The following is a 17,806-nucleotide window of genomic DNA, read 5'->3' as shown; positions in this document are numbered from 1 at the left end:
GCGTTCGGGGCGGGCCGTGGCGGCCCGCCCTTTTCCGTTGTGACGCCATGATCCTCACGCTGCCGCTGTTGACCGACGACGAAGTGCGCGAGGCACGCCAACGGCTGGACCGGGCCCGCTGGATCGATGGCCGCGCCACCGCCGGCGACCAGGCCGAGCAGGTCAAGCGCAACGAGCAGCTGAGCGGCGACGACCCCGCCGTGCACGCGCTGCAGCAGCTGGTGCTGCGCGCCATCGACCGCTCGCCGCAGTTCCTCACCGCCGCGCTGCCGCGCAAGGTGTTCCCGCCGTCGTTCAACCGCTACGGCGGCGACGGCAACGCCTACGGTCCCCATGTCGACTCGGCCATCCGCTTCCCGCAGCCGGGCGTGCGGTTGCGCACCGACCTGTCGTGCACCCTCTTCCTGTCCGACCCCGAGGCCTACGACGGGGGCGAGTTGGTGATCCAGGGACCGCAGGAGCGCACCAGCCTCAAGTTGCCGGCGGGCCAGGCCGTGCTCTACCCGGGCACCTCGGTCCACGAGGTTCGCCCTGTCACGCGCGGCCTGCGCCTGGCGAGCTTCTTCTGGGTCGAGAGCCTGGTGCGCAGCGACGAGCAGCGCCGGCTGCTCTACGACATGGACATGAGCCTGATGCGGCTGCGCGAGCGCCATGGCGAGACCCCCGAAGCGGTCGCGCTGACCGGCACGTACCACAACCTGCTGCGGCTCTGGGCCGAGACCTGAGTCCGGCATGAAAGACACCATGCGGCGAGGTGCGGGCCGGCCGAGTGACGGGCCGAGCGCCGGGCCGCTCCCAAGCCGGCCCGCCATCCCTGCGGGGGATCGGCCGACGAACCCGGCGGGCGAGGGGCCGACATGATCCCGCCCGGCATCACCAGCCTGGCCGATCACGAGGCCGCCGCGCGCCAGCGGCTCGACCCGGCGGTGTGGTCGTACCTGGCGGGTGGCGCCGACGACGGCCACACGCTGCGCGCCAACGGCGGCGACTGGAGCGCGCTGCGGCTGCTGCCGCGCCTGCTGCGCGACCTGCGTCTCAGCGACCCGGCCACCGAGCTGTTCGGCCGCCGCCTCGCCCATCCGGTGCTGCTGGCGCCGGTGGCCTATCAGCGGCTGGCCCATGCCGACGGCGAACTGGCGAGCGCCCTCGCGGCGTCGGCGCTGGGCGCAGGCGTGGTGCTGAGCACGCTGGCCAGCACGGCGCTGGAGGACGTGGCCCGCGTGGTGATCGGCGACGCCGGCCGCGGCCCGCTGTGGTTCCAGCTCTACCTTCAACCCGATCGCGGCGTGACCCGCGAGCTGGTGCAGCGCGCGGAGGCGGCCGGCTTCGAGGCGCTGGTGCTCACGGTCGATGCGGCCGTGCGGCCGGCACGCTTCACCTTGCCGGCCGGCGTGCGCGCGGTCAACCTCCGCCCGCAGGACGAGGCCGTGCAGGGCGAGGCCGGTCGCCCCGCGAGCGCGATCGACGACCTGCTCGCGCACGCGCCGACGTGGCGCGACGTCGAATGGTTGCGCACGCAGACGCGCCTGCCGCTGCTGCTCAAGGGTGTGCTGCGGGCCGACGACGCGCGGCAGGCGGTGGCGCTCGGCGTGTCCGGCCTCGTCGTGTCCAACCACGGCGGGCGCACGCTCGACACCGCGGTCAGCACCGCTTGGGCGCTGCCGCGCATCGCCGACGCGATGCACGGCAGCGTGCCGCTGCTGGTCGATGGCGGCATCCGCCGCGGCACCGATGTGCTCAAGGCGGTCGCGCTCGGCGCCAGCGCGGTGCTGATCGGACGGCCGCAGGTGCATGGTCTGGCGGTGGCCGGCGCGCATGGCGTGGCCCATGTGCTGCGCCTGCTCACGGACGAATTGAGGATGGCGATGGCGCAGTGCGGCTGCGCGCGGCTGGACGACGTCGACCGCGACCTGCTCGCCTGAAACTCGTCGCAGGCTGCGGTGGCAGCGCAGTTTCTTGATGCGCTGTGGCGACATTGGCCATTACTCAGGGCCAACGAGGCCGTTTTCAGAGGGAAACCGGCTTCTCAACCCCTATGGCAGGCATTACCATTCGCGCCGGTGGGGATCAAGAGAGAAATGCAGGCTCACGCGGCCGCACCCGGACCCCGCACATCAATCAACCCTTGATGGAGAGATTCAAAATGGCAACTGCGAAGAAGGCGCCGGCGAAGAAGGCCGCTGCCAAGAAGGCCGCGCCTGCGAAGAAGGCACCGGCCAAGAAGGCGGCACCCGCCAAGGCACCGGCGAAGAAGGCCGCTGCGAAGCGGGCGCCGAATGCGGCGTTCATGAAGGCGATGACCCCCAGCCCGCAACTCGCGGCGGTGATCGGCGACAAGCCGGCCCCGCGCACCGAGGTGACGAAGAAGGTCTGGGAGTACATCAAGAAGAACGGTCTTCAGGACAAGAACCAGAAGACGATGATCAACGCCGACGCCAAGCTGAAGGAAATCTTCAAGAAGCCCCAGGTGTCGATGTTCGAGATGACCAAGCTGATCAACGGCCACCTGAGCTGACGAGGCGCTTGACGCCCCGCGCAGGCGGGGCGCATCGACGACAGGGCCGGTGCCACGCACCGGCCCTTTTTCATGCGACGGCCACCGATGGGCCGCCGGTCACGGACAAGAAAAAGGCCGCCTCTCGGGCGGCCTTCGTCGAGACGGCGGGTGCGGCTACTTGACGCTGCCGACCATGTAGCTGACGACGGCGCGCAGGTCGGCGTCGCTGGCGTTGGCCGCACCGCCCTTCGGCGGCATGGCGCCCTTGCCCTTGATCACGCTGGCGGTCAGCGCGTCCAGCCCCTGCCCGAGACGCGGCGCCCACGCGGCCTTGTCGCCGATCTTCGGGGCGCCGGCCACGCCGGCCGCATGGCAGACCTGGCAGGCCTGGGTGTACAGCGCGGGCACCGCACCGGCGGCCGGCGCGGCCGCGGCCGCGGCCGGCTTCTGCGTGCTGGCCAGCGCAGCGGCCACCTGCTGTGCGGCGGCAGCGCCGGCGGCGTTGGTGTCGGCCGCGGCTGGTGCGGCGGCCTGCGGTGCCGCGCCCGGTGCCGGCGGCTGCGGCTCGGCCAGCTTGCCGCCGGACTGGTTGGCCATGTAGACCACCGCCCGCCCGATCTCGAAGTCGGTGAAGTCACCACCACCCTGCGGCGGCATGTTGCCCTTGCCCTTCAGGGCCGCGGCGAGCAGGTGCTCGTAGCCTTCCTTGAGGCGCGCGGACCAGGCGCCACCATCGCCGAGCTTCGGCGCGCCGGCCGCGCCGCTGCCGTGGCAGGCGACGCATTGGGCGGTGTAGACCTGCTCGCCGGTCTTCAGTGAGGCGACGTCGGTGACGTCCTTGACCTCCACCGTGCCGACCGGCTGGATGCGGCGGGCGATCGCCTCCGCGGTCTGGCCCTCGCTGCCGGCGCCTTCGCGGTCGCCGACCTCGACGTAGGTCACCAGCAGCAGGATGGCGACGATCGGAATGACGAAGGCCCAGAAGACGGCCAGCGCGAGTTGCTTCGGGGTCTTGATCGGGCCCTCGTGCGCGTCGTGGGCGTCGGAGTCGGTGTGTCGGGCGTCGTCGCTCATGAAATCCTCGATGCCGGCCGGTGGCAAAAGAAGCGGGTGAGGGGTGACTGCGCGGCGTTGCCGGGCAGGCGGGCCGCGTAAATCGCGGACCGCGGTGGCAAACCTGAAAGGCCTGCCGGGCCGGGTGCAAAACCCGTGGATTATAGACGCCGACCCCTCGGCGACCGGACCCGTCGGCGATGGCGCACGGCATGGGGCTTGCCGCGCCGGGCAGTGCCAAACCAGGCGCCGCCGCCATGGCGATGCCTCTTGAACTGGAGCGAACCATGTCCGCCGATGCCGACCGAGCCTCCGACGACCTGCCGGCCCCGCACGCCGCGTCGACCACCGAGATCGACGTCCACGGGCCGGGCCGGCTGGAGCATTGGGCGCGCGAACTCGGCGTGCCGCCGCAGACGCTGCTTGCCGCGGTGCAGGCCGTCGGGCCGCGGGTGGATCGGGTGAAGGACCACCTCACCGCCGGCGGCGCTGCAGGGCAGGCCGACGGCTGAAAGGCCGACCGCCTGAACGCGAGCCGCGAGCGCGCGTTCACGCGATCAGCAGCGCGCGGAAGTCGTTCACGTTGGTGAAGGTGGGGCCGGTGTCGACCAGGTCGTCCAGGCGCTGGAACCAGCCGTAGCTGTCGTGCCGGTCGAGGTGGTCGCGCAGCGACAGCCCCAGGGCCGCGGCACGGTCGGCGCTGTCCGGCCTCACCAGCGCACCGGCGTTGCCTTCGCTGCCGTCGATGCCGTCGGTGTCGGCGGCCAGGGCCCACACGCCGGGTTCGCCGGCCAGGCCCTGCAGGCAGCCGAGCGCGAACTCGCCGGCCCGGCCGCCGCGGCCGCCGGCCCGCTTCACCGTCACGGTGGTCTCGCCGCCGGACAGCAGCACGCAGGGCGCCGCGAACGGCGTGCCATGCCGGCGGACCGACCGCGCCATGGCGGCGTGCAGTGCGCCGACCTGCCGCGATTCGCCCTCCAGGTCGTCGCCCAGCACATGCGCTGCCAGACCGTGCCGCTGCGCCAGTTCCGCCGCGGCCTGCAGGCTGGCGCGCGGCGTGGCGACCACGCGCACCTGCTGGCCGGCCAGCCGCGGGTCGCCGGGCTTGGGCGATTCCCAGCGGCCCTCGGACAAGGCCGCTCGCGCGGCGGGTGGCAAGTCGATGCCGTGCCGGTCCACGACCGCCAGCGCATCGGCGCAGGTGGTCGGGTCCGGCACCGTCGGGCCGCTGGCGATGACGGCCGGGTCGTCGCCCGGCACGTCGGAGATCAGCAGCGTCAGCACCTGCGCCGGGGCGCAGCGCGCCGCCAGCCGGCCGCCCTTGATCGCCGACAGGTGCTTGCGCACGCAGTTCATCTCGTCGATGGCGGCGCCGCTGGCCAGCAACTGCTGGTTGACGCGCTGCTTGTCGGCGAGCGTCAGGCCCTCGGCCGGCACGGTGAGCAGCGACGACCCGCCGCCGGAGATGAGGCACAGCACCAGGTCGTGTGCCGTGAGGCCGTGTGTCATGGACAGCAGCCGCTGGCTGGCCGCCAGCCCGGCGGCATCGGGCACCGGATGCGCGGCCTCGACCACCTCGATGCGGCCCGGCGCGGCCCGGTAGGCGGGCGGCACGTGGCCGTAGCGGGTGATGACCAGGCCCGACAACGGCGCCTCGGCCGGCCACAGCGCGTCGACCGCCGCCGCCATCGCGCCGCCGGCCTTGCCGGCGCCGATCACCAGCGTGCGGCCGCGTGGCGGAGGCGGCAGGTGCGACGGCAGCACCCGCTGCGGCATCGCGCGTTCCACCGCGGCCTGGAACATCGTGCGAAGGAAGCCGGCCGGGTCGGCAGCGACGGTGGCGGGAAGGGGCGGGACGAAGGGCATGGGCCGATGATGGCAGCGGCCGGCGGCCGCGGGGGGCGCCTGCGCACAGCCTGCGTACAATGCGCCGCTTCGCGCGCCCGTAGCTCAGTGGATAGAGTATTGGCCTCCGAAGCCAAGGGTCGCTGGTTCGATCCCAGCCGGGCGCGCCATTGAACTGTTGACCCCGGCCGTCTGGCGGCCGCCCCCGAGGGGCTACCCAAACGGACCGGGGGACCCGGATCCGTTCGGGCTCACTACGGCAGAGCCCGCCCCCTGGTCGCCTGCGGCGACCTGTCCCCCTTGGGGCTTGAACTGGCTGCGGTTCCGCTTCATAGCTGCAGCTTGCCGAGGTAGACGATCGGCCCGTGCGCCTGCGGGCTGGCGGCACCGCCGGGCGGTTCCACCGTCACCGCCAAGGCGGCCGTCTCGCCCTTGGCCACCGCATCGCCCAGCAGCCGACGCGGCACCACCGTCAGGCCCTGCGGCGAGATCAACCCCAGCGAACGCGGTGCGCCCTGCGCCGGCACCGACCACAGTTCCAGCACCTGGTCCTGCGGCATCGCCACCGGCTGGACCGGTCGGGTGACCAGAGCACGGCCGTCGGCGCTCAGGCTGGCGACGAAGGCCGGCGACGCGGCCGCGGTGCCGGTGCCCTGCAACACCACGACGATCGGGGCCTGCGTCTCCTGGGGCCGGGCGAGCAGGCCGGCCAGCACCAGCACCGCCAGGCCGGCCACCGCCGACACCCCTCGCCACAGCGTGAGGCGTTGCCACCAGGGCGGCGGCGCGACGACGGCCTTCGGCCACAACCGGCGCTCGATGCCGTCCCACACCGCGTCCGACGGCTCGACCGGTGGCAGCGCCACGGTCAGCGGCATCAGCCAGTCGTTCCAGCGCGACACCGCCTGGCGCAGGGCGGGGTGGGCCTGCAGCAGCGACTCGAAGCGCCGCCGGGCCCGCCCGCGCAGCGTGCCGGCCACGTACTGGGAGGCCAGGGCCTCGATGAGTTCGGGACGGGCGTAGTCCATCTCAACGGCCCCAGGCCGTCACGGGCCGCGCGGCGAAAGACGGTGAACGTGCGGGCGTCATGTCTATGCCTTCTGGGCCTTGGCCCGGTGGAGTGCGTCGCCGGCGCCGGCCGTCGGTGGGCCCTGCTGCTCGCGCTGGACCGCGCGCTCCAGGCAGGCGCGCAGCGAGATCAGCGCGCGCCGCACCCAGGACTTCACCGTGCCCAGCGGCTGCCGCAGGTGCTCGGCCACCTCGGCATGCGACAGGCCGTCGAAGAAGGCCAGCGCCACGCTCTGGCGTTGCACGGCGCTCAGGTCCTGCATGCACAGCGCCAGCTGACGGGCCTCGCTGGCGCGGTCGAGCAGCTCGGCGGGACCGGGGGCGCCGTCGGCCCGCGCCTCGCTTTCGTCGGGCCGTTCATCGTCCTCGTCGCGGGTGGCGCTCACCGTCTGCGGCTGCGTGGCCGCGCGGCGCAGGCTGTCGATCGCGCGGTTGCGGGCGATGCTGGTCAGCCAGGTCAGCGGCTGGCTCTGCGCGGCGTCGAAGCCGCCGGCCGCCTTCCACACGCTGACGTAGACCTCCTGCAGCAGCTCCTCGGCCAGCGCGCGGTCGCGCTGGATGCGCAGCACCACCGCCAGCAGGTGGCCGCTGGTGCGGCGGTACAGCGAGGCGAAGGCCACGCGGTCGCCGAGCGCGGTGCGCGCCAGCAGCTGCGACAGGTCGTGGCTCTTCTGGGGCCAGGCGTCGTGGTCGGTCTTCATCGGTCTTTCACGGCGGCGCGGGGCGCCCGGGCTGGACGGCAGGCGGATCGACTCCGCGGTGTGCAGCCCCATGATGTCGGATCCCTACAATCCCGGGCAAGGATCGCCGTCCATGCCGCGCCACAACGAGTTCATCCTCACCCTCTCCTGTCCCGACGCCAAGGGCATCGTCTACACCGTCAGCGGCCTGCTCTACCAGGCCGGCTGCAACATCATCGACTCCCAGCAGTACGGCGACCTGGACGGTGCGGATGCAACCGGCCTGTTCTTCATGCGGGTGCATTTCCAGGCGCCCGAGCATTTGTCCACGGTGGCGACGCTGCAGACGCTGTTCGCCCATGCGCGTGGCCAGCACCGCATGGACCTCGCCTTCCACGCGGTGGGCGACCGGCCGCGCCTGCTGCTGATGGTCAGCCAGCACGGCCACTGCCTGAACGACCTGCTGTTCCGCTGGCGCTCGGGCCAGCTGCCGGTGGACATCCCGGCCATCGTCTCCAACCACCCGGACTACGCCGAACTGGCCGCGGGCTACGGCATTCCCTTCCACCACCTGCCGTTGAAGAAGACGGGCGATGCCGCCGTCGACGCCGAGGCCAAGCGCGCCCAGGAGCAGCAGGTGATGGCGCTGGTCGAACGCGAACGCATCGACCTGGTGGTGCTGGCGCGCTACATGCAGATCCTCAGCGCCGAGTTCTGCGCGCAGCTCAAGGGCCGCGCCATCAACATCCACCACAGCTTCCTGCCCAGCTTCAAGGGCGCGAAGCCGTACTTCCAGGCGCACGCGCGCGGGGTCAAGCTGATCGGCGCCACCGCGCACTACGTCACCGCCGAGCTCGACGAGGGCCCGATCATCGAGCAGGACGTCGAGCGGGTGGACCACACCCTCAGCGCCGAGGACTTCACCGCCGTCGGCCGCGACATCGAGTGCGTGGTGCTGGCCCGCGCCGTGCGCTGGCACGTCGAGCACCGGGTCCTCATGAACGGCCACAAGTGCGTGGTGTTCCGGTGACGGCTCGCCGCCCGCCGCCGCAGGCCGCGCTGTTCGCGTCGCCCGACGACATCGAGGCGCAGTTCTACGAGGCGCTGCAGCAGGCCGACCTGGACAAGCTGATGGCGGTGTGGGCCGACGACGAGGACGTGGCCTGCGTGCTGCCCGGCGGCCCGCGGCTGGTCGGCCACCACGCCATCCGCGCCGGCTTCGAGTCGGTGTTCGCCAATGGCGGCATCCCGGTGCAGGGCGACAAGGTGCGCCGCGTCAGCCAGCCCTCCTTCGCGGTGCACCACCTGCTGGTGCGGGTGGAGATCGGTCCGGCCGAGGCCCGCGAGCCGGCCTGGGTGGCGGCCACCAACGTCTACCTCAAGACCGACCAGGGCTGGCGCCTGCTGGCCCACCATGCCAGCCCGGCCATGGCGACCGAACTGCCGGAGATCGGCGAGCCCGCGCCCTCGGTCCTGCACTGAAGGACGCCGCGCCACACTGCGCATGGAGCGGTACCGCGCCCCCCGCTGGCTGATCGGCGGCCAGTTGCAGACCATCTGGCCGGCGCTGTGGTCGCGCCGCCACGCCGGGCCGGCGCCTCGCCTGCGGCGCGAGCGCTGGACCACGCCGGACGGCGACTTCGTCGACGTGGACCGCTGCAGCGCCCCTCGGCCGGCGGCCGACGGTGGCGACGAGCCGCCGCTGCTGGTGCTGTTCCACGGGCTCGAGGGCTCCTCGTCCAGCCACTACGCGCAGGCCTTCGCCGCCACGGCGACCGCGTTGGGCTGGGACTTCGCGCTGCCGCACTTCCGCGGCTGTTCGGGCGAGCTCAACCTGGCGCCGCGCGCCTACCACTGCGGCGACTTCGAAGAGGTGGGCTGGATGCTGCAGCGGCTGCGCCAGGACCGGCGGCGGCCGGTGCTCGCGGTGGGCGTGTCGCTGGGCGGCAATGCGCTGCTGCGCTGGGCCGAGGAGGCCGGCGACGGCGGCCGCGCCACCGTCGCCGCGCTGGCGGCGGTGTGCGCGCCGGTGGACATGGCGCCCGGCGGCCATGCCATCGGCCGCGGCTTCAACCGGCAGGTCTACACCCGCCTCTTCCTGCACACCATGAAGCCCAAGGCGGTGGCCAAGTGGCGGCAGCACCCGGGGCTGTTCGACCTCGAGCGGCTGCGCCGCGCGCGCACCCTGTACGAGTTCGACGACGTGTTCACCGCGCCGCTGCACGGCTTCGGCGGGGTCGACGACTACTGGACGCGCGCGTCGTCCAAACCGCGGCTGGCCGACATCCGGCTGCCGGCGCTGCTGCTCAACCCGCTCAACGATCCCTTCATCCCCGCCGCCTCGCTGCCGCGGCCGCACGAGGTGGGACGCCACGTGACGCTGTGGCAGCCGGCGCATGGCGGGCACGTCGGCTTCCCCGGCGGCTGGCCGCCGGGGCATCTGGTGACGTTGCCGCAGGCGGTGACGGCGTGGCTGGCCGAACAGGCCGGGGCGGCGCCCGGTCCGGCCGCCGTGCCGCTCAGGTCGGCGCCAGCTTGAAGCGCTGGACGGCGCAGGCCAGGCGATCGGCCTGCTGCTTCAGCGCGGTGGAGGCGGCACCGGCCTGCTCCACCATGGCGGCGTTCTGCTGGGTCGAGCCGTCCAGGCCGTTCAGGTTGCCGTTGATCTCGCCGATGTCGCTGCGCTGCTGCAGCATGGCTTCGCGGATGTGCACCACGCGCCCCGACACGTCGCTGACCTGATCCACCAGTTGCGTGATCGCGCTGCCGGCCTGGCCGACCAGCCGGCTGCCCGACTCGACATGGGCGGCGGAGTCCTTGATCAGGCCGCTGATCTCCTTGGCCGCCGACGCCGACCGTTGGGCCAGCGTGCGCACCTCGCCCGCCACGACGGCGAATCCCCGGCCTTGCTCGCCGGCCCGCGCGGCTTCCACGGCGGCGTTGAGCGCCAGGATGTTCGTCTGGAAGGCGATGCCGTCGATGACGCCGGTGATCTCGGCGATCCGCTTGCTGGCGATGCTGATGTCGGCCATCGTCTGCACCACCTGCTCGACCATGGCGCCGCCGTCGCGGGCATGCTGCGCGGCCTGCTGCGCGCTGTCGGCCACCTGCTCCGCGGTGCCTGCATGGCCGTTGACGGCGCTCGCCAGCTGGTTCATCGCACCGCTGGTCTCCTGCAGCGATGCGGAGGCCGCTTCCGTTCGCGCGCCGAGGTCGGCCGTGCCGGCCTCGATTTCCTCTGCCGCCAGCCGCACCGCCTCGGACGCCTGCTGCACCGTGCGCAGCGACTGGGCCAGGCCCTGCCGCACCGCTTCGGTGTCGCGCATCAAGGCCCCGATCTCGTCCTGGCCGGCCGCCGTCACCGAGGCCGTCAGGTCGCCCGAGGCCAGCGCCTGCATCGACGCGCTCAACGCCGTCAGGCGGCGCAGCATGGCGCGCACCAGCAGCAGGCTGCCGGCCAGCGCGACGACCACCGTGAGCAGTGCCGTCACGCTGAGCACCCACTCCACCCGCCGCCCCTCGGCCTGGGCCTGGGAGACGTCGGCGGCGGTCTGCCGCAACTGCCCGGCGCTGACCTGTGACACCAGCGTCAGCAGCTTCTCGTACTCCGCGCTGGCGGCGCTGAAGAACGTCGCGGCCGTCGGCAGCCCGGAGGACTTGATGTCCAGGGTGTCGGTCACGTAGCGGCGGTAGGCGCCCAGGGCCTTGGCCATGGCCTCCAGCGCCTGGCGCTCGTCGCCGGCGCCGGTCTGCTCGATGCGCTGTTCCAGCGCCTTGGACATGTCACCGCCCAACTGGCCGACCCGGCGGTCGATCGCCTGGATGAGCTTGGCCTCGTATTCCAGCGCTTCGAACACCAGGGACTGGTTGACCAGTCCGTTCAGGTCGCGCAGGTCGGACTCCAGCTTCGACGTGAAGGCATAGCTGGGCAGGCGCTGCTCGCTGACCAGCGTGAGCGCCTGGCCGTGACGGGACAGCCCCCACAGGCCCAGCGCCGCCGTGCCGACCAGACAGGCCAGGCAGAACGCGGGCACCAACAACAGCTTCAGCCGCAGCGAAAGGTTGTCGAACAATTGCAAGGCCGGCTCCTCGGTGCCAAGGTGAAGGTGGACGCCGCGGACGGCTTACTCGAAGTACACCGCGCCGACGTAGGCGTCCTTGCCCGAAGCCCGGGTGACGATGATGTGGCCGGAGTCGATCTTCTTGGTCGTCGGGTTCATCCAGCGCAGCGGGATGGCGGTCTCGCCGGCACCCGACTGGGCGGCCTTGATGGCTTCCTGCACGAACAGGCGGCCGGTCGCGTCCTTCACCTCGAACATGTTCTTGCCGACGATCTTCTGGTTCGCCGAATGGACGAGCATCACGCCGGTGAAGTCGGCCATGACGACGTACATGTTGCCCTTGACCCACTTGCCGCCGCTGTTGAACTCCTGGATCGCGGCGTCGGGGCCCTTGGTCTTCAGCTCGGCCACGGCAGCACCCAGCAGCGCCTTGCCGTCGCCCATCGTTTCCGCCGTCGCCACGGTGGCGTTGCAGGCCAGCACAACGGCGGCAAGGGTGGTCTTCCAATGCATCACGGCGAATCCTTCATGGGGGTTGGGGGTCTGCGGTATATCGGCCGCGCGGCGCGACCATTGACACCACGGAGCACCACGACCGTGCGGTTTCACCGACTCGGTCGTAGAGTGCGCCCATGGACCCGATCGTCGAAGCCGCGCTGAAGAAGTGGCCCCAGGTGCCGCACTGCTGGGACTGGCTGGGCCTGGACGCGCGCGGCGACTGGTACCTGCGCGACGACCCGACGCAGGCGGCCGGCCCCTTCGCCCGGGTCAAGGGCAGCCGCCTGCAGCACGAGGGGCTGTGCGACTTCATCGGCCGCAACTACCAGGCCGACGAGCACGGCGCCTGGTACTTCCAGAACGGACCGCAGCGGGTCTACGTCGAGCTGGAAGCCGCGCCGTGGGTGTGGCGCCTGGCGGCCGACGGCACCGTGCGGTCGCACACCGGCCGGCCGGCGACGGTGCAGGGCTGCTGGCTGGACGAGTCCGACCGGCTGTTCCTCCACACCGACGTCGGCTTCGGCCTGCTGTTCTCGCTGGACACGCTGGCCGCGTCCGACGCGCTGGACGCCGGCCGCTGGCCGGCGCCGCAGGTCTTGCCCTTCGCCGAGATGCCGGGCCGCTTCGGCTACCGGCTGAGCCCGGCGGCCGACCGGCAGCGCACGCCATGAAGGACTCGTCCCCATGGGGACGGGTCGCCGCAGGCGACCAGGGGCGGGCTGCCACTTAGCGCGCCCCGACGGATCCGGGTCCCCCGGTCCGTCGTGGTGGCCCCCGCGGGGGCGGCCGCCTACGGCCGGGGGCTCAACTTCCGCTCGACGAAGTCGAGCCGGTCCTGGCCCCAGAAGATCTCGCCGTCGATCACGTAACTCGGCGCGCCGAACACGCCGAGGTCGATGGCCCGCTGGGTGTCGGCTTCGTAGCGCTCATGCACCTGCTGCGAATGCGACTGCTCCAGCCGCTGGGCCGGCAGGTCCTGCTCGGTCAGCAGCGCGGCCAGCGTCGCCTCGTCGGCGATGTTGCGCTCCTGCACCCACACCGCGCGCATCACCGCGCCGGCGAAGCGCATGGCCGCGTCGGTGCCGTCGTGCAGGTCGACGGCGATGATGAGCCGGGCCGCGTCGTCGGGCTGCACGGGGAAGAAGCGCGGCTGCGGGTTCAGCGGCTGGCCCAGCCACTCGCTGAAGCGGCGCAGCTCGACCAGGCGGTAGGCCTGGCGTTGCGGCGCCCGCTTGGACAGCGGCAGCCCGCCGGACACCGGGAACACCTTGCCGCCCAGGTCCACCGGCAGCACGTGCAGCGTCGCCCGGTGTGCGCGGGCCAGGTCCCACAGGCGCTGGTGGCCCAGGTAGCTCCAGGGGGAATGGGGCGCGAAGTAGTAGTCGATGTCCATGGCGCGGACCTTAGCAGCGACGCCGTCCGCGGCAGGGCGTGCCGGATTTCACGGCTTCCTTGACGGCGCATGTAGGGATCCCTCGTGCGAGCGGCGCATTGCGCACTACAGGATGTTTCAGGTGTTGACAATCCCCTCCCATGCAAGCGCCCCGTCTCCCCGCCCTCCTGTGGGCACTGGCCTTCGGCCTGCTGCTGGCCCTGGGGCCGGCGCATGCCCAGGAGACGCTTGCGCGCTGCAGCTGGGACCGGCCGGGCCACAACCCCTTCATGGGCGACGTGGTGGCGGCGGTCGACCGCTATGCCGACATCCCTGCCGACGTGCGGCAGCGGCTGAAGGCGCGCATGGCCGGCCGCCAGTACGACGACCTGGTGGTGATCCGACGTGACAGCGTGGTCGGCCAGCGGCAGTACGAGCCGGCCATCCGCGACATGCACTTCGGCGCCGGCAGCGTCTGCCGCGAGGTGACGCGTGCCCGCTGGCACGAGAAGCAGGAGGAGCGCGGGCTCGTCTTCTGCGACAGCGGCCACTGCGTGCTGGTGCCCACGGTGTGCCGCAACGTCAGCCGCATCGTCGAGCGGCCGCAGGGCAGCGGTCCGGCGCGAACCGCCGAAGCCGAGCCGGATGCGCTGTTGCCCGGCGGGCTGCTGGTGCTGGACGACCCGCTGGAATTCGAGCCGCCGGCCGCCGGCGGACCGTCGCTGGTGGCGGCGCCCGTCGGCGAGGCGCAGCCCGGCTCCTTCGGCCAACTGGCCGGGCCGGTGCTGGTCGGCGGCATGCCGGCCTGGCGCGGCAGCGCCGTCGGCGGCGCCGGTCCGGTCGGTTTCGCCGGGGGAGGCGCCTTCGGTGGTGCGCCGGCCGGTGGTGGCGGTGGCAAGGGCGGCACGGCGCAGATCGCGCTGCAGACCGGCCCGTTCGGCGGTGGTGGTGAGGGCAACCGGCCGGCAACGCCGGAGGACGGCGACGGCAGCCGCCTGCTGCTGCCCGATGCCGTCACCCCGGTGCCCGAAACCGCTACCGTGCTGCTGCTGGCGGCGGGGCTGGCCGCGATGCTGGCCGCCCGCGCGCGTCAGCGGCGGGTCGTGCCCGCCTGCAACACCCAGAAGCGGCCGTAGCGCGAGCCCTCGCGTTCCGCGCAGGCGATGCCGCCGCCGGCGAAGCGGGGGTCGGCGGCGATGGCGCAATGCGCCGGGCTGTCGCGCCAGCGCTCCAGCACCCCCTGGAAAAGATCCTGTCCGCCGGCCACCGCCTCACCGGCCTGGCGGACGACGATGCCGCGCTCTCGCAGCCGCTCGGCCAACGTCTGCCCGCGTTGGTCCTGGTGCGACAGGTCGTCGCGCTCCGCGATCGCCAACGCCTGCGCCTGGGCGCTGTCCTGCAGCCGGGCGTCGGCCTGCAACGGTGGCGCGGCGACCGAGCCGGCGCCGCAGGGCTGCGGCTGCGCCCGCCAGGCGTTGAGCTGCGACAGCCACACGGCGGGATCTCCGGCGCAGGCGCGGGGCCGGCCCTGCGCCGGTGCGGCGTCGGGCAGCGCGATCGACAGGGCCGCCACCAGCGCCGCGACGGTCGGCGTCCGCTTCGGCGCCGCGCGGTGGGCCATCAGCCGCGGCGCGCGCGCTGGAGCAGCGGCGCCAGGTAGCGCCCGGTGTGGCTGGCCGCATCGGCGGCCACCGCCTCCGGCGTGCCCACCGCCACCACCCGGCCGCCGCCGGCGCCGCCCTCCGGGCCCATGTCGATCAGCCAGTCCGCGGTCTTGATCACGTCCAGGTTGTGCTCGATGACGACGATGGTGTTGCCGGCGTCGCGCAGCTGGTGCAGCACCTGCAGCAGCAGCCGGATGTCGTGGAAGTGCAGGCCGGTGGTCGGCTCGTCGAGGATGTACAGCGTGCGGCCGGTGTCGCGCTTGGACAGCTCCAGCGCCAGCTTCACCCGCTGCGCCTCGCCGCCCGACAGCGTGGTCGCGCTCTGGCCCAGCTTGACGTAGCCGAGGCCGACGTCCATCAGCGTCTGCAGCTTGCGCGCGATGGCCGGCACCGCGTCGAAGAGCGCCAGCCCGTCCTCCACCGTCAGGTCCAGCACCTGGGTGATGTTGTGGCCCTTGTAGAGGATCTCCAGCGTCTCGCGGTTGTAGCGCCGGCCATGGCAGACGTCGCAGGGCACGTAGACGTCGGGCAGGAAGTGCATCTCCACCTTCAGCACGCCGTCGCCCTGGCAGGCCTCGCAGCGGCCGCCGGCGACGTTGAAGCTGAAGCGGCCCGGCCCGTAGCCTCGCTCCCGCGCCGCCGGCACCTCGGCGAACAGCTCGCGGATCGGGGTGAACAGGCCGGTGTAGGTCGCCGGGTTCGAGCGCGGCGTGCGGCCGATCGGGCTCTGGTCGACGTTGATGACCTTGTCGAAGGCGTCCAGCCCCTCGATTTCGTCGTGCGGCGCGGGCTCGGCATGGCTGTTGTACAGCTTGCGCGCCACCGCCGCGTACAGCGTGTCGTTGACCAGCGTGCTCTTGCCCGACCCCGACACGCCGGTGACGCAGGTCAGCAGGCCGACCGGCACCTCCACCGTCACGCCGGTGAGGTTGTGGCCGGTGGCGTTGGTGATGCGCAGCATCGCGTCGGGTCTGGGCGCCACCCGCTGCGCCGGCACCTCGATGGCCAGCCGGCCCGACAGGTACTGCCCGGTCAGCGACCCGCCATGGGCCAGCACCTCGGCGGGCGTGCCCTGGGCGATGACCTGGCCGCCGTGCACGCCGGCGCCGGGGCCCATGTCCACCACATGGTCGGCGGCGAGGATCATGTCCTCGTCGTGCTCCACCACCAGCACGCTGTTGCCCAGGTCGCGCAGGTGCTTCAAGGTGCCGATCAGCCGTTCGTTGTCGCGCTGGTGCAGCCCGATGCTGGGTTCGTCCAGCACGTACATCACGCCGGTAAGGCCGCTGCCGATCTGGCTGGCCAGCCGGATGCGCTGCGCCTCGCCGCCGGACAGCGTGTCCGCGCTGCGCTCCAGGCTCAGGTAGTTGAGGCCGACGTCGTTGAGGAACTTCAGCCGCGCGCGGATCTCGCGCACCACCTTGTCGGCGATGCCGGCCTTCTGGCCGGAGAAGCTCAGCTGCTCGAAGTGCCGCAGGCCGTTGGCCAGCGTCAGCCGCTCCACCGCGTAGATCGGCAGCGCCGGCAGGTCCGGGTCCTGGCCCTGCAGCAGCACATGGCGCGCCTCGGTCTTCAGCCGCGTGCCCTCGCAGTGCGGGCAGGGCCGGGCCGCCTGCAGGCGGGCCAGTTCCTCGCGCACCGTGGGCGAGTCGGTCTCGCGCCAGCGCCTCTCGAAGTTGGGGATGATCCCTTCGAAGGGGTGCCGGCGCTTGACGCTGCGGCTGCGGCCGTTGGCGCCTTCGCTGGTGTAGGTGAAGGCGATCTCGGTGTCGCCCGAGCCGTGCAGCAGCACCCGCTTGGCCTCCTCCGGCAGCGCTTCGAAGGGCGCCTCCAGGTTCCAGCCGTAGTGCTTGGCCACGCTGTCGAGCACCGACCAGGTGTAGCCGTTGCGCCGGTCCCAGCCTTTGACCGCGCCGCTGGCCATGCTGAGCGACGGAAAGGCGACCACCCGCTCGGGGTCGAACACCGTCACCTGGCCCAGGCCGTCGCAGTGGGGACAGGCGCCCATCGGCGAATTGAAGGAGAACAGCCGCGGCTCGAGTTCGGGCAGCGACCAGCTGCAGACCGGGCAGGCGAAGCGGCTGGAGAAGAGGTGCTCCCGGCCCGGCCCGCCGTCGTCCTGCGGCAGCTCCCAGGCCAGCGCCCGGCCGTCGGCCAGCCGCAGCGCCGTCTCGAAGCTCTCGGCCAGCCGCTGGCGCGCGTCGGGCCGTGCGCGCAGGCGGTCCAGCACCACGTCGATGTCGTGCTTGTCGTTCTTCTTCAGCTTGGGCAGGTCGGACACGTCCACCATGCGGCCGTCGATGCGGAAGCGCACGTATCCCTGCGCCTGCAGGTCCTGGAACAGCTCGCCGAACTCGCCCTTGCGGTCGCGCACCACCGGCGCCAGCACCGCCAGCCGGGTGTCCTCCGGCAGCGCCAGCGTCGCGTCGACCATCTGGCTCACGCTCTGAGCCTGCAGCGGCAGCCGGTGCACCGGGCAGAACGGCGTGCCCACGCGGGCGTAGAGCAGGCGCAGGTAGTCGTGGATCTCGGTCACCGTGCCGACGGTCGAGCGCGGGTTGTGGCTGGTGGCCTTCTGCTCGATGGCGATGGCCGGCGACAGGCCCTCGATGACGTCGACGTCGGGCTTGTCCATCAGCTGCAGGAACTGCCGCGCGTAGGCCGACAGGCTTTCCACGTAGCGCCGCTGGCCCTCGGCGTACAGCGTGTCGAAGGCCAGGCTGGACTTGCCCGAGCCCGACAGCCCGGTGATCACCACCAGCGCGTCGCGCGGCAGGTCGAGGTCGATGTTGCGCAGGTTGTGGGTGCGAGCGCCGCGCACCCGCACCCAGCGGCCGCGCTCCGCCGGGCCCTCCGCCTGCGCGGACGGCACCGGCTGCGGCGGCATCTCGTCCGGGTCGACCGGCAGCGGCGAACCAACGGGCGTCGGGTGGCGGGGCGGGTCGGCGGGTGGGGCGCTCATCAGGGTCCCGAACGGCTGCGCCGGGTCAAGGGCGGGTCAAACGGTCGATCATAGCCACCGCGTCTGCCGCGCCGTGCAACCATGGCGCCGATCCCGCCGCGGCCCG

General features: G+C 72.5%; 18 protein-coding genes and 1 tRNA gene. 10 read left to right on the top strand and 9 right to left on the bottom strand.

The features are described 5' to 3' along the window. Positions 1–47: 47 nt before the first annotated feature. The 3 genes from LRS07_RS01585 (at position 48) to LRS07_RS01575 (ending at position 2,515) form a co-directional block, all read left to right on the top strand. Entirely contained in the window at positions 48–725 is a 678-nt protein-coding gene (locus LRS07_RS01585; protein WP_260500289.1) for a Fe2+-dependent dioxygenase, read from the top strand. 132 nt (positions 726–857) lie between these two features. Continuing rightward, positions 858–1,922, top strand: a complete 1,065-nt coding sequence (locus LRS07_RS01580) for an alpha-hydroxy acid oxidase (RefSeq protein ID WP_260500288.1) — start codon at positions 858–860, stop codon at positions 1,920–1,922. A 221-nt stretch (positions 1,923–2,143) separates the two neighbouring features. After that, positions 2,144–2,515: an SWIB/MDM2 domain-containing protein gene (locus tag LRS07_RS01575; RefSeq protein WP_260502007.1), complete on the top strand. Its 372-nt coding sequence runs from the start codon at positions 2,144–2,146 to the stop codon at positions 2,513–2,515. Positions 2,516–2,671: 156 nt separating this feature from the next. Here LRS07_RS01575 and LRS07_RS01570 read toward each other — a convergent pair whose 3' ends face one another. Continuing rightward, complete coding sequence (locus LRS07_RS01570) at positions 2,672–3,571, bottom strand: c-type cytochrome (RefSeq protein WP_260500287.1); 900 nt, start codon at positions 3,569–3,571, stop codon at positions 2,672–2,674. A gap of 266 nt (positions 3,572–3,837) precedes the next feature. On the opposite strand from LRS07_RS01570, the gene LRS07_RS01565 reads away from it, so the two are divergent. Beyond that, positions 3,838–4,062: a DUF3606 domain-containing protein gene (locus LRS07_RS01565; protein ID WP_260500286.1), complete on the top strand. Its 225-nt coding sequence runs from the start codon at positions 3,838–3,840 to the stop codon at positions 4,060–4,062. Between the two features lie 37 nt (positions 4,063–4,099). Here LRS07_RS01565 and LRS07_RS01560 read toward each other — a convergent pair whose 3' ends face one another. Further along, on the bottom strand, positions 4,100–5,416 hold the full coding sequence (locus tag LRS07_RS01560) for a glycerate kinase type-2 family protein (RefSeq protein ID WP_260500285.1): 1,317 nt from the start codon (positions 5,414–5,416) through the stop codon (positions 4,100–4,102). 73 nt (positions 5,417–5,489) lie between these two features. Here LRS07_RS01560 and LRS07_RS01555 point away from each other — a divergent pair. Beyond that, positions 5,490–5,565, top strand: a tRNA-Arg gene (locus LRS07_RS01555). Between the two features lie 159 nt (positions 5,566–5,724). Here the strand turns inward: LRS07_RS01555 and LRS07_RS01550 are convergent. Continuing rightward, entirely contained in the window at positions 5,725–6,423 is a 699-nt protein-coding gene (locus LRS07_RS01550; protein WP_260500284.1) for an anti-sigma factor, read from the bottom strand. 63 nt (positions 6,424–6,486) lie between these two features. Continuing rightward, positions 6,487–7,164 carry a sigma-70 family RNA polymerase sigma factor gene (locus LRS07_RS01545; protein WP_260500283.1) on the bottom strand — a complete coding sequence of 226 codons (678 nt, stop codon included), beginning with the start codon at positions 7,162–7,164 and terminating at the stop codon, positions 6,487–6,489. A 112-nt stretch (positions 7,165–7,276) separates the two neighbouring features. Between LRS07_RS01545 and purU the strand changes: the two genes are divergently transcribed. From purU to LRS07_RS01530, 3 genes are read left to right on the top strand one after another with little or no spacing between them, the layout of a single operon-like run. After that, positions 7,277–8,173, top strand: coding sequence for a formyltetrahydrofolate deformylase (gene purU, locus LRS07_RS01540; RefSeq protein ID WP_260500282.1), 897 nt, complete (start codon positions 7,277–7,279; stop codon positions 8,171–8,173). After that, entirely contained in the window at positions 8,170–8,625 is a 456-nt protein-coding gene (locus LRS07_RS01535; protein WP_260500281.1) for a YybH family protein, read from the top strand. Before purU ends, LRS07_RS01535 begins: the two co-directional genes overlap by 4 nt. A 22-nt stretch (positions 8,626–8,647) precedes the next feature. Then, on the top strand, positions 8,648–9,682 hold the full coding sequence (locus LRS07_RS01530) for a YheT family hydrolase (RefSeq protein WP_260500280.1): 1,035 nt from the start codon (positions 8,648–8,650) through the stop codon (positions 9,680–9,682). On the opposite strand, the gene LRS07_RS01525 is transcribed toward LRS07_RS01530, so the two are convergent. Both LRS07_RS01525 and LRS07_RS01520 read right to left on the bottom strand, forming a co-directional pair. Continuing rightward, the gene (locus tag LRS07_RS01525; protein WP_260500279.1) at positions 9,663–11,222 is read right to left on the bottom strand and encodes a methyl-accepting chemotaxis protein; all 1,560 of its coding nucleotides are present in this window, start codon (positions 11,220–11,222) and stop codon (positions 9,663–9,665) included. The two genes, LRS07_RS01530 and LRS07_RS01525, sit on opposite strands and share 20 nt — an antisense overlap. Positions 11,223–11,267: 45 nt before the next feature. Further along, entirely contained in the window at positions 11,268–11,717 is a 450-nt protein-coding gene (locus tag LRS07_RS01520) for a cache domain-containing protein (protein WP_260502006.1), read from the bottom strand. Positions 11,718–11,836: 119 nt separating this feature from the next. On the opposite strand from LRS07_RS01520, the gene LRS07_RS01515 reads away from it, so the two are divergent. Then, positions 11,837–12,373 (top strand): DUF2946 family protein, encoded by a 537-nt coding sequence (locus tag LRS07_RS01515; RefSeq protein ID WP_260500278.1) that lies wholly within the window; start codon positions 11,837–11,839, stop codon positions 12,371–12,373. A gap of 119 nt (positions 12,374–12,492) precedes the next feature. On the opposite strand, the gene LRS07_RS01510 is transcribed toward LRS07_RS01515, so the two are convergent. After that, a complete protein-coding gene (locus tag LRS07_RS01510; RefSeq protein WP_260500277.1) occupies positions 12,493–13,095 on the bottom strand; it encodes a 2-hydroxychromene-2-carboxylate isomerase in 603 nt (200 codons plus the stop codon). 140 nt (positions 13,096–13,235) lie between these two features. Here LRS07_RS01510 and LRS07_RS01505 point away from each other — a divergent pair, with 140 nt between their 5' ends. Continuing rightward, positions 13,236–14,210: an MHFG family PEP-CTERM protein gene (locus tag LRS07_RS01505; RefSeq protein WP_260500276.1), complete on the top strand. Its 975-nt coding sequence runs from the start codon at positions 13,236–13,238 to the stop codon at positions 14,208–14,210. Here LRS07_RS01505 and LRS07_RS01500 read toward each other — a convergent pair. Together LRS07_RS01500 and uvrA are read right to left on the bottom strand one after the other, a co-directional pair. After that, positions 14,165–14,695 (bottom strand): CAP domain-containing protein, encoded by a 531-nt coding sequence (locus LRS07_RS01500; RefSeq protein ID WP_260500275.1) that lies wholly within the window; start codon positions 14,693–14,695, stop codon positions 14,165–14,167. The genes LRS07_RS01505 and LRS07_RS01500 overlap by 46 nt on opposite strands. Beyond that, positions 14,695–17,625, bottom strand: a complete 2,931-nt coding sequence (uvrA, locus tag LRS07_RS01495) for an excinuclease ABC subunit UvrA (protein ID WP_260502005.1) — start codon at positions 17,623–17,625, stop codon at positions 14,695–14,697. Before uvrA ends, LRS07_RS01500 begins: the two co-directional genes overlap by 1 nt. Positions 17,626–17,806 lie beyond the last annotated feature (181 nt).

The organism is Aquabacterium sp. J223 (assembly GCF_024666615.1).
Lineage (GTDB): Bacteria > Pseudomonadota > Gammaproteobacteria > Burkholderiales > Burkholderiaceae_C > J223.
This window is presented reverse-complemented; position numbering and strand designations above follow the sequence as displayed.

What these genes read in the sequence shown, in the direction of transcription:
- LRS07_RS01510 (WP_260500277.1), bottom strand. Translation starts at nt 13,095, where the DNA reads ATGGACATCGACTACTACTTCGCGCCCCATTCCCCCTGGAGCTACCTG.
- LRS07_RS01530 (WP_260500280.1), top strand. Translation starts at nt 8,648, where the DNA reads ATGGAGCGGTACCGCGCCCCCCGCTGGCTGATCGGCGGCCAGTTGCAG.
- LRS07_RS01585 (WP_260500289.1), top strand. Translation starts at nt 48, where the DNA reads ATGATCCTCACGCTGCCGCTGTTGACCGACGACGAAGTGCGCGAGGCA.
- LRS07_RS01575 (WP_260502007.1), top strand. Translation starts at nt 2,144, where the DNA reads ATGGCAACTGCGAAGAAGGCGCCGGCGAAGAAGGCCGCTGCCAAGAAG.
- LRS07_RS01500 (WP_260500275.1), bottom strand. Translation starts at nt 14,695, where the DNA reads ATGGCCCACCGCGCGGCGCCGAAGCGGACGCCGACCGTCGCGGCGCTG.
- LRS07_RS01545 (WP_260500283.1), bottom strand. Translation starts at nt 7,164, where the DNA reads ATGAAGACCGACCACGACGCCTGGCCCCAGAAGAGCCACGACCTGTCG.
- purU (WP_260500282.1), top strand. Translation starts at nt 7,277, where the DNA reads ATGCCGCGCCACAACGAGTTCATCCTCACCCTCTCCTGTCCCGACGCC.
- LRS07_RS01565 (WP_260500286.1), top strand. Translation starts at nt 3,838, where the DNA reads ATGTCCGCCGATGCCGACCGAGCCTCCGACGACCTGCCGGCCCCGCAC.
- LRS07_RS01580 (WP_260500288.1), top strand. Translation starts at nt 858, where the DNA reads ATGATCCCGCCCGGCATCACCAGCCTGGCCGATCACGAGGCCGCCGCG.
- LRS07_RS01560 (WP_260500285.1), bottom strand. Translation starts at nt 5,416, where the DNA reads ATGCCCTTCGTCCCGCCCCTTCCCGCCACCGTCGCTGCCGACCCGGCC.
- LRS07_RS01550 (WP_260500284.1), bottom strand. Translation starts at nt 6,423, where the DNA reads ATGGACTACGCCCGTCCCGAACTCATCGAGGCCCTGGCCTCCCAGTAC.
- LRS07_RS01515 (WP_260500278.1), top strand. Translation starts at nt 11,837, where the DNA reads ATGGACCCGATCGTCGAAGCCGCGCTGAAGAAGTGGCCCCAGGTGCCG.
- LRS07_RS01505 (WP_260500276.1), top strand. Translation starts at nt 13,236, where the DNA reads ATGCAAGCGCCCCGTCTCCCCGCCCTCCTGTGGGCACTGGCCTTCGGC.
- LRS07_RS01570 (WP_260500287.1), bottom strand. Translation starts at nt 3,571, where the DNA reads ATGAGCGACGACGCCCGACACACCGACTCCGACGCCCACGACGCGCAC.
- LRS07_RS01520 (WP_260502006.1), bottom strand. Translation starts at nt 11,717, where the DNA reads ATGCATTGGAAGACCACCCTTGCCGCCGTTGTGCTGGCCTGCAACGCC.
- uvrA (WP_260502005.1), bottom strand. Translation starts at nt 17,625, where the DNA reads ATGCCGCCGCAGCCGGTGCCGTCCGCGCAGGCGGAGGGCCCGGCGGAG.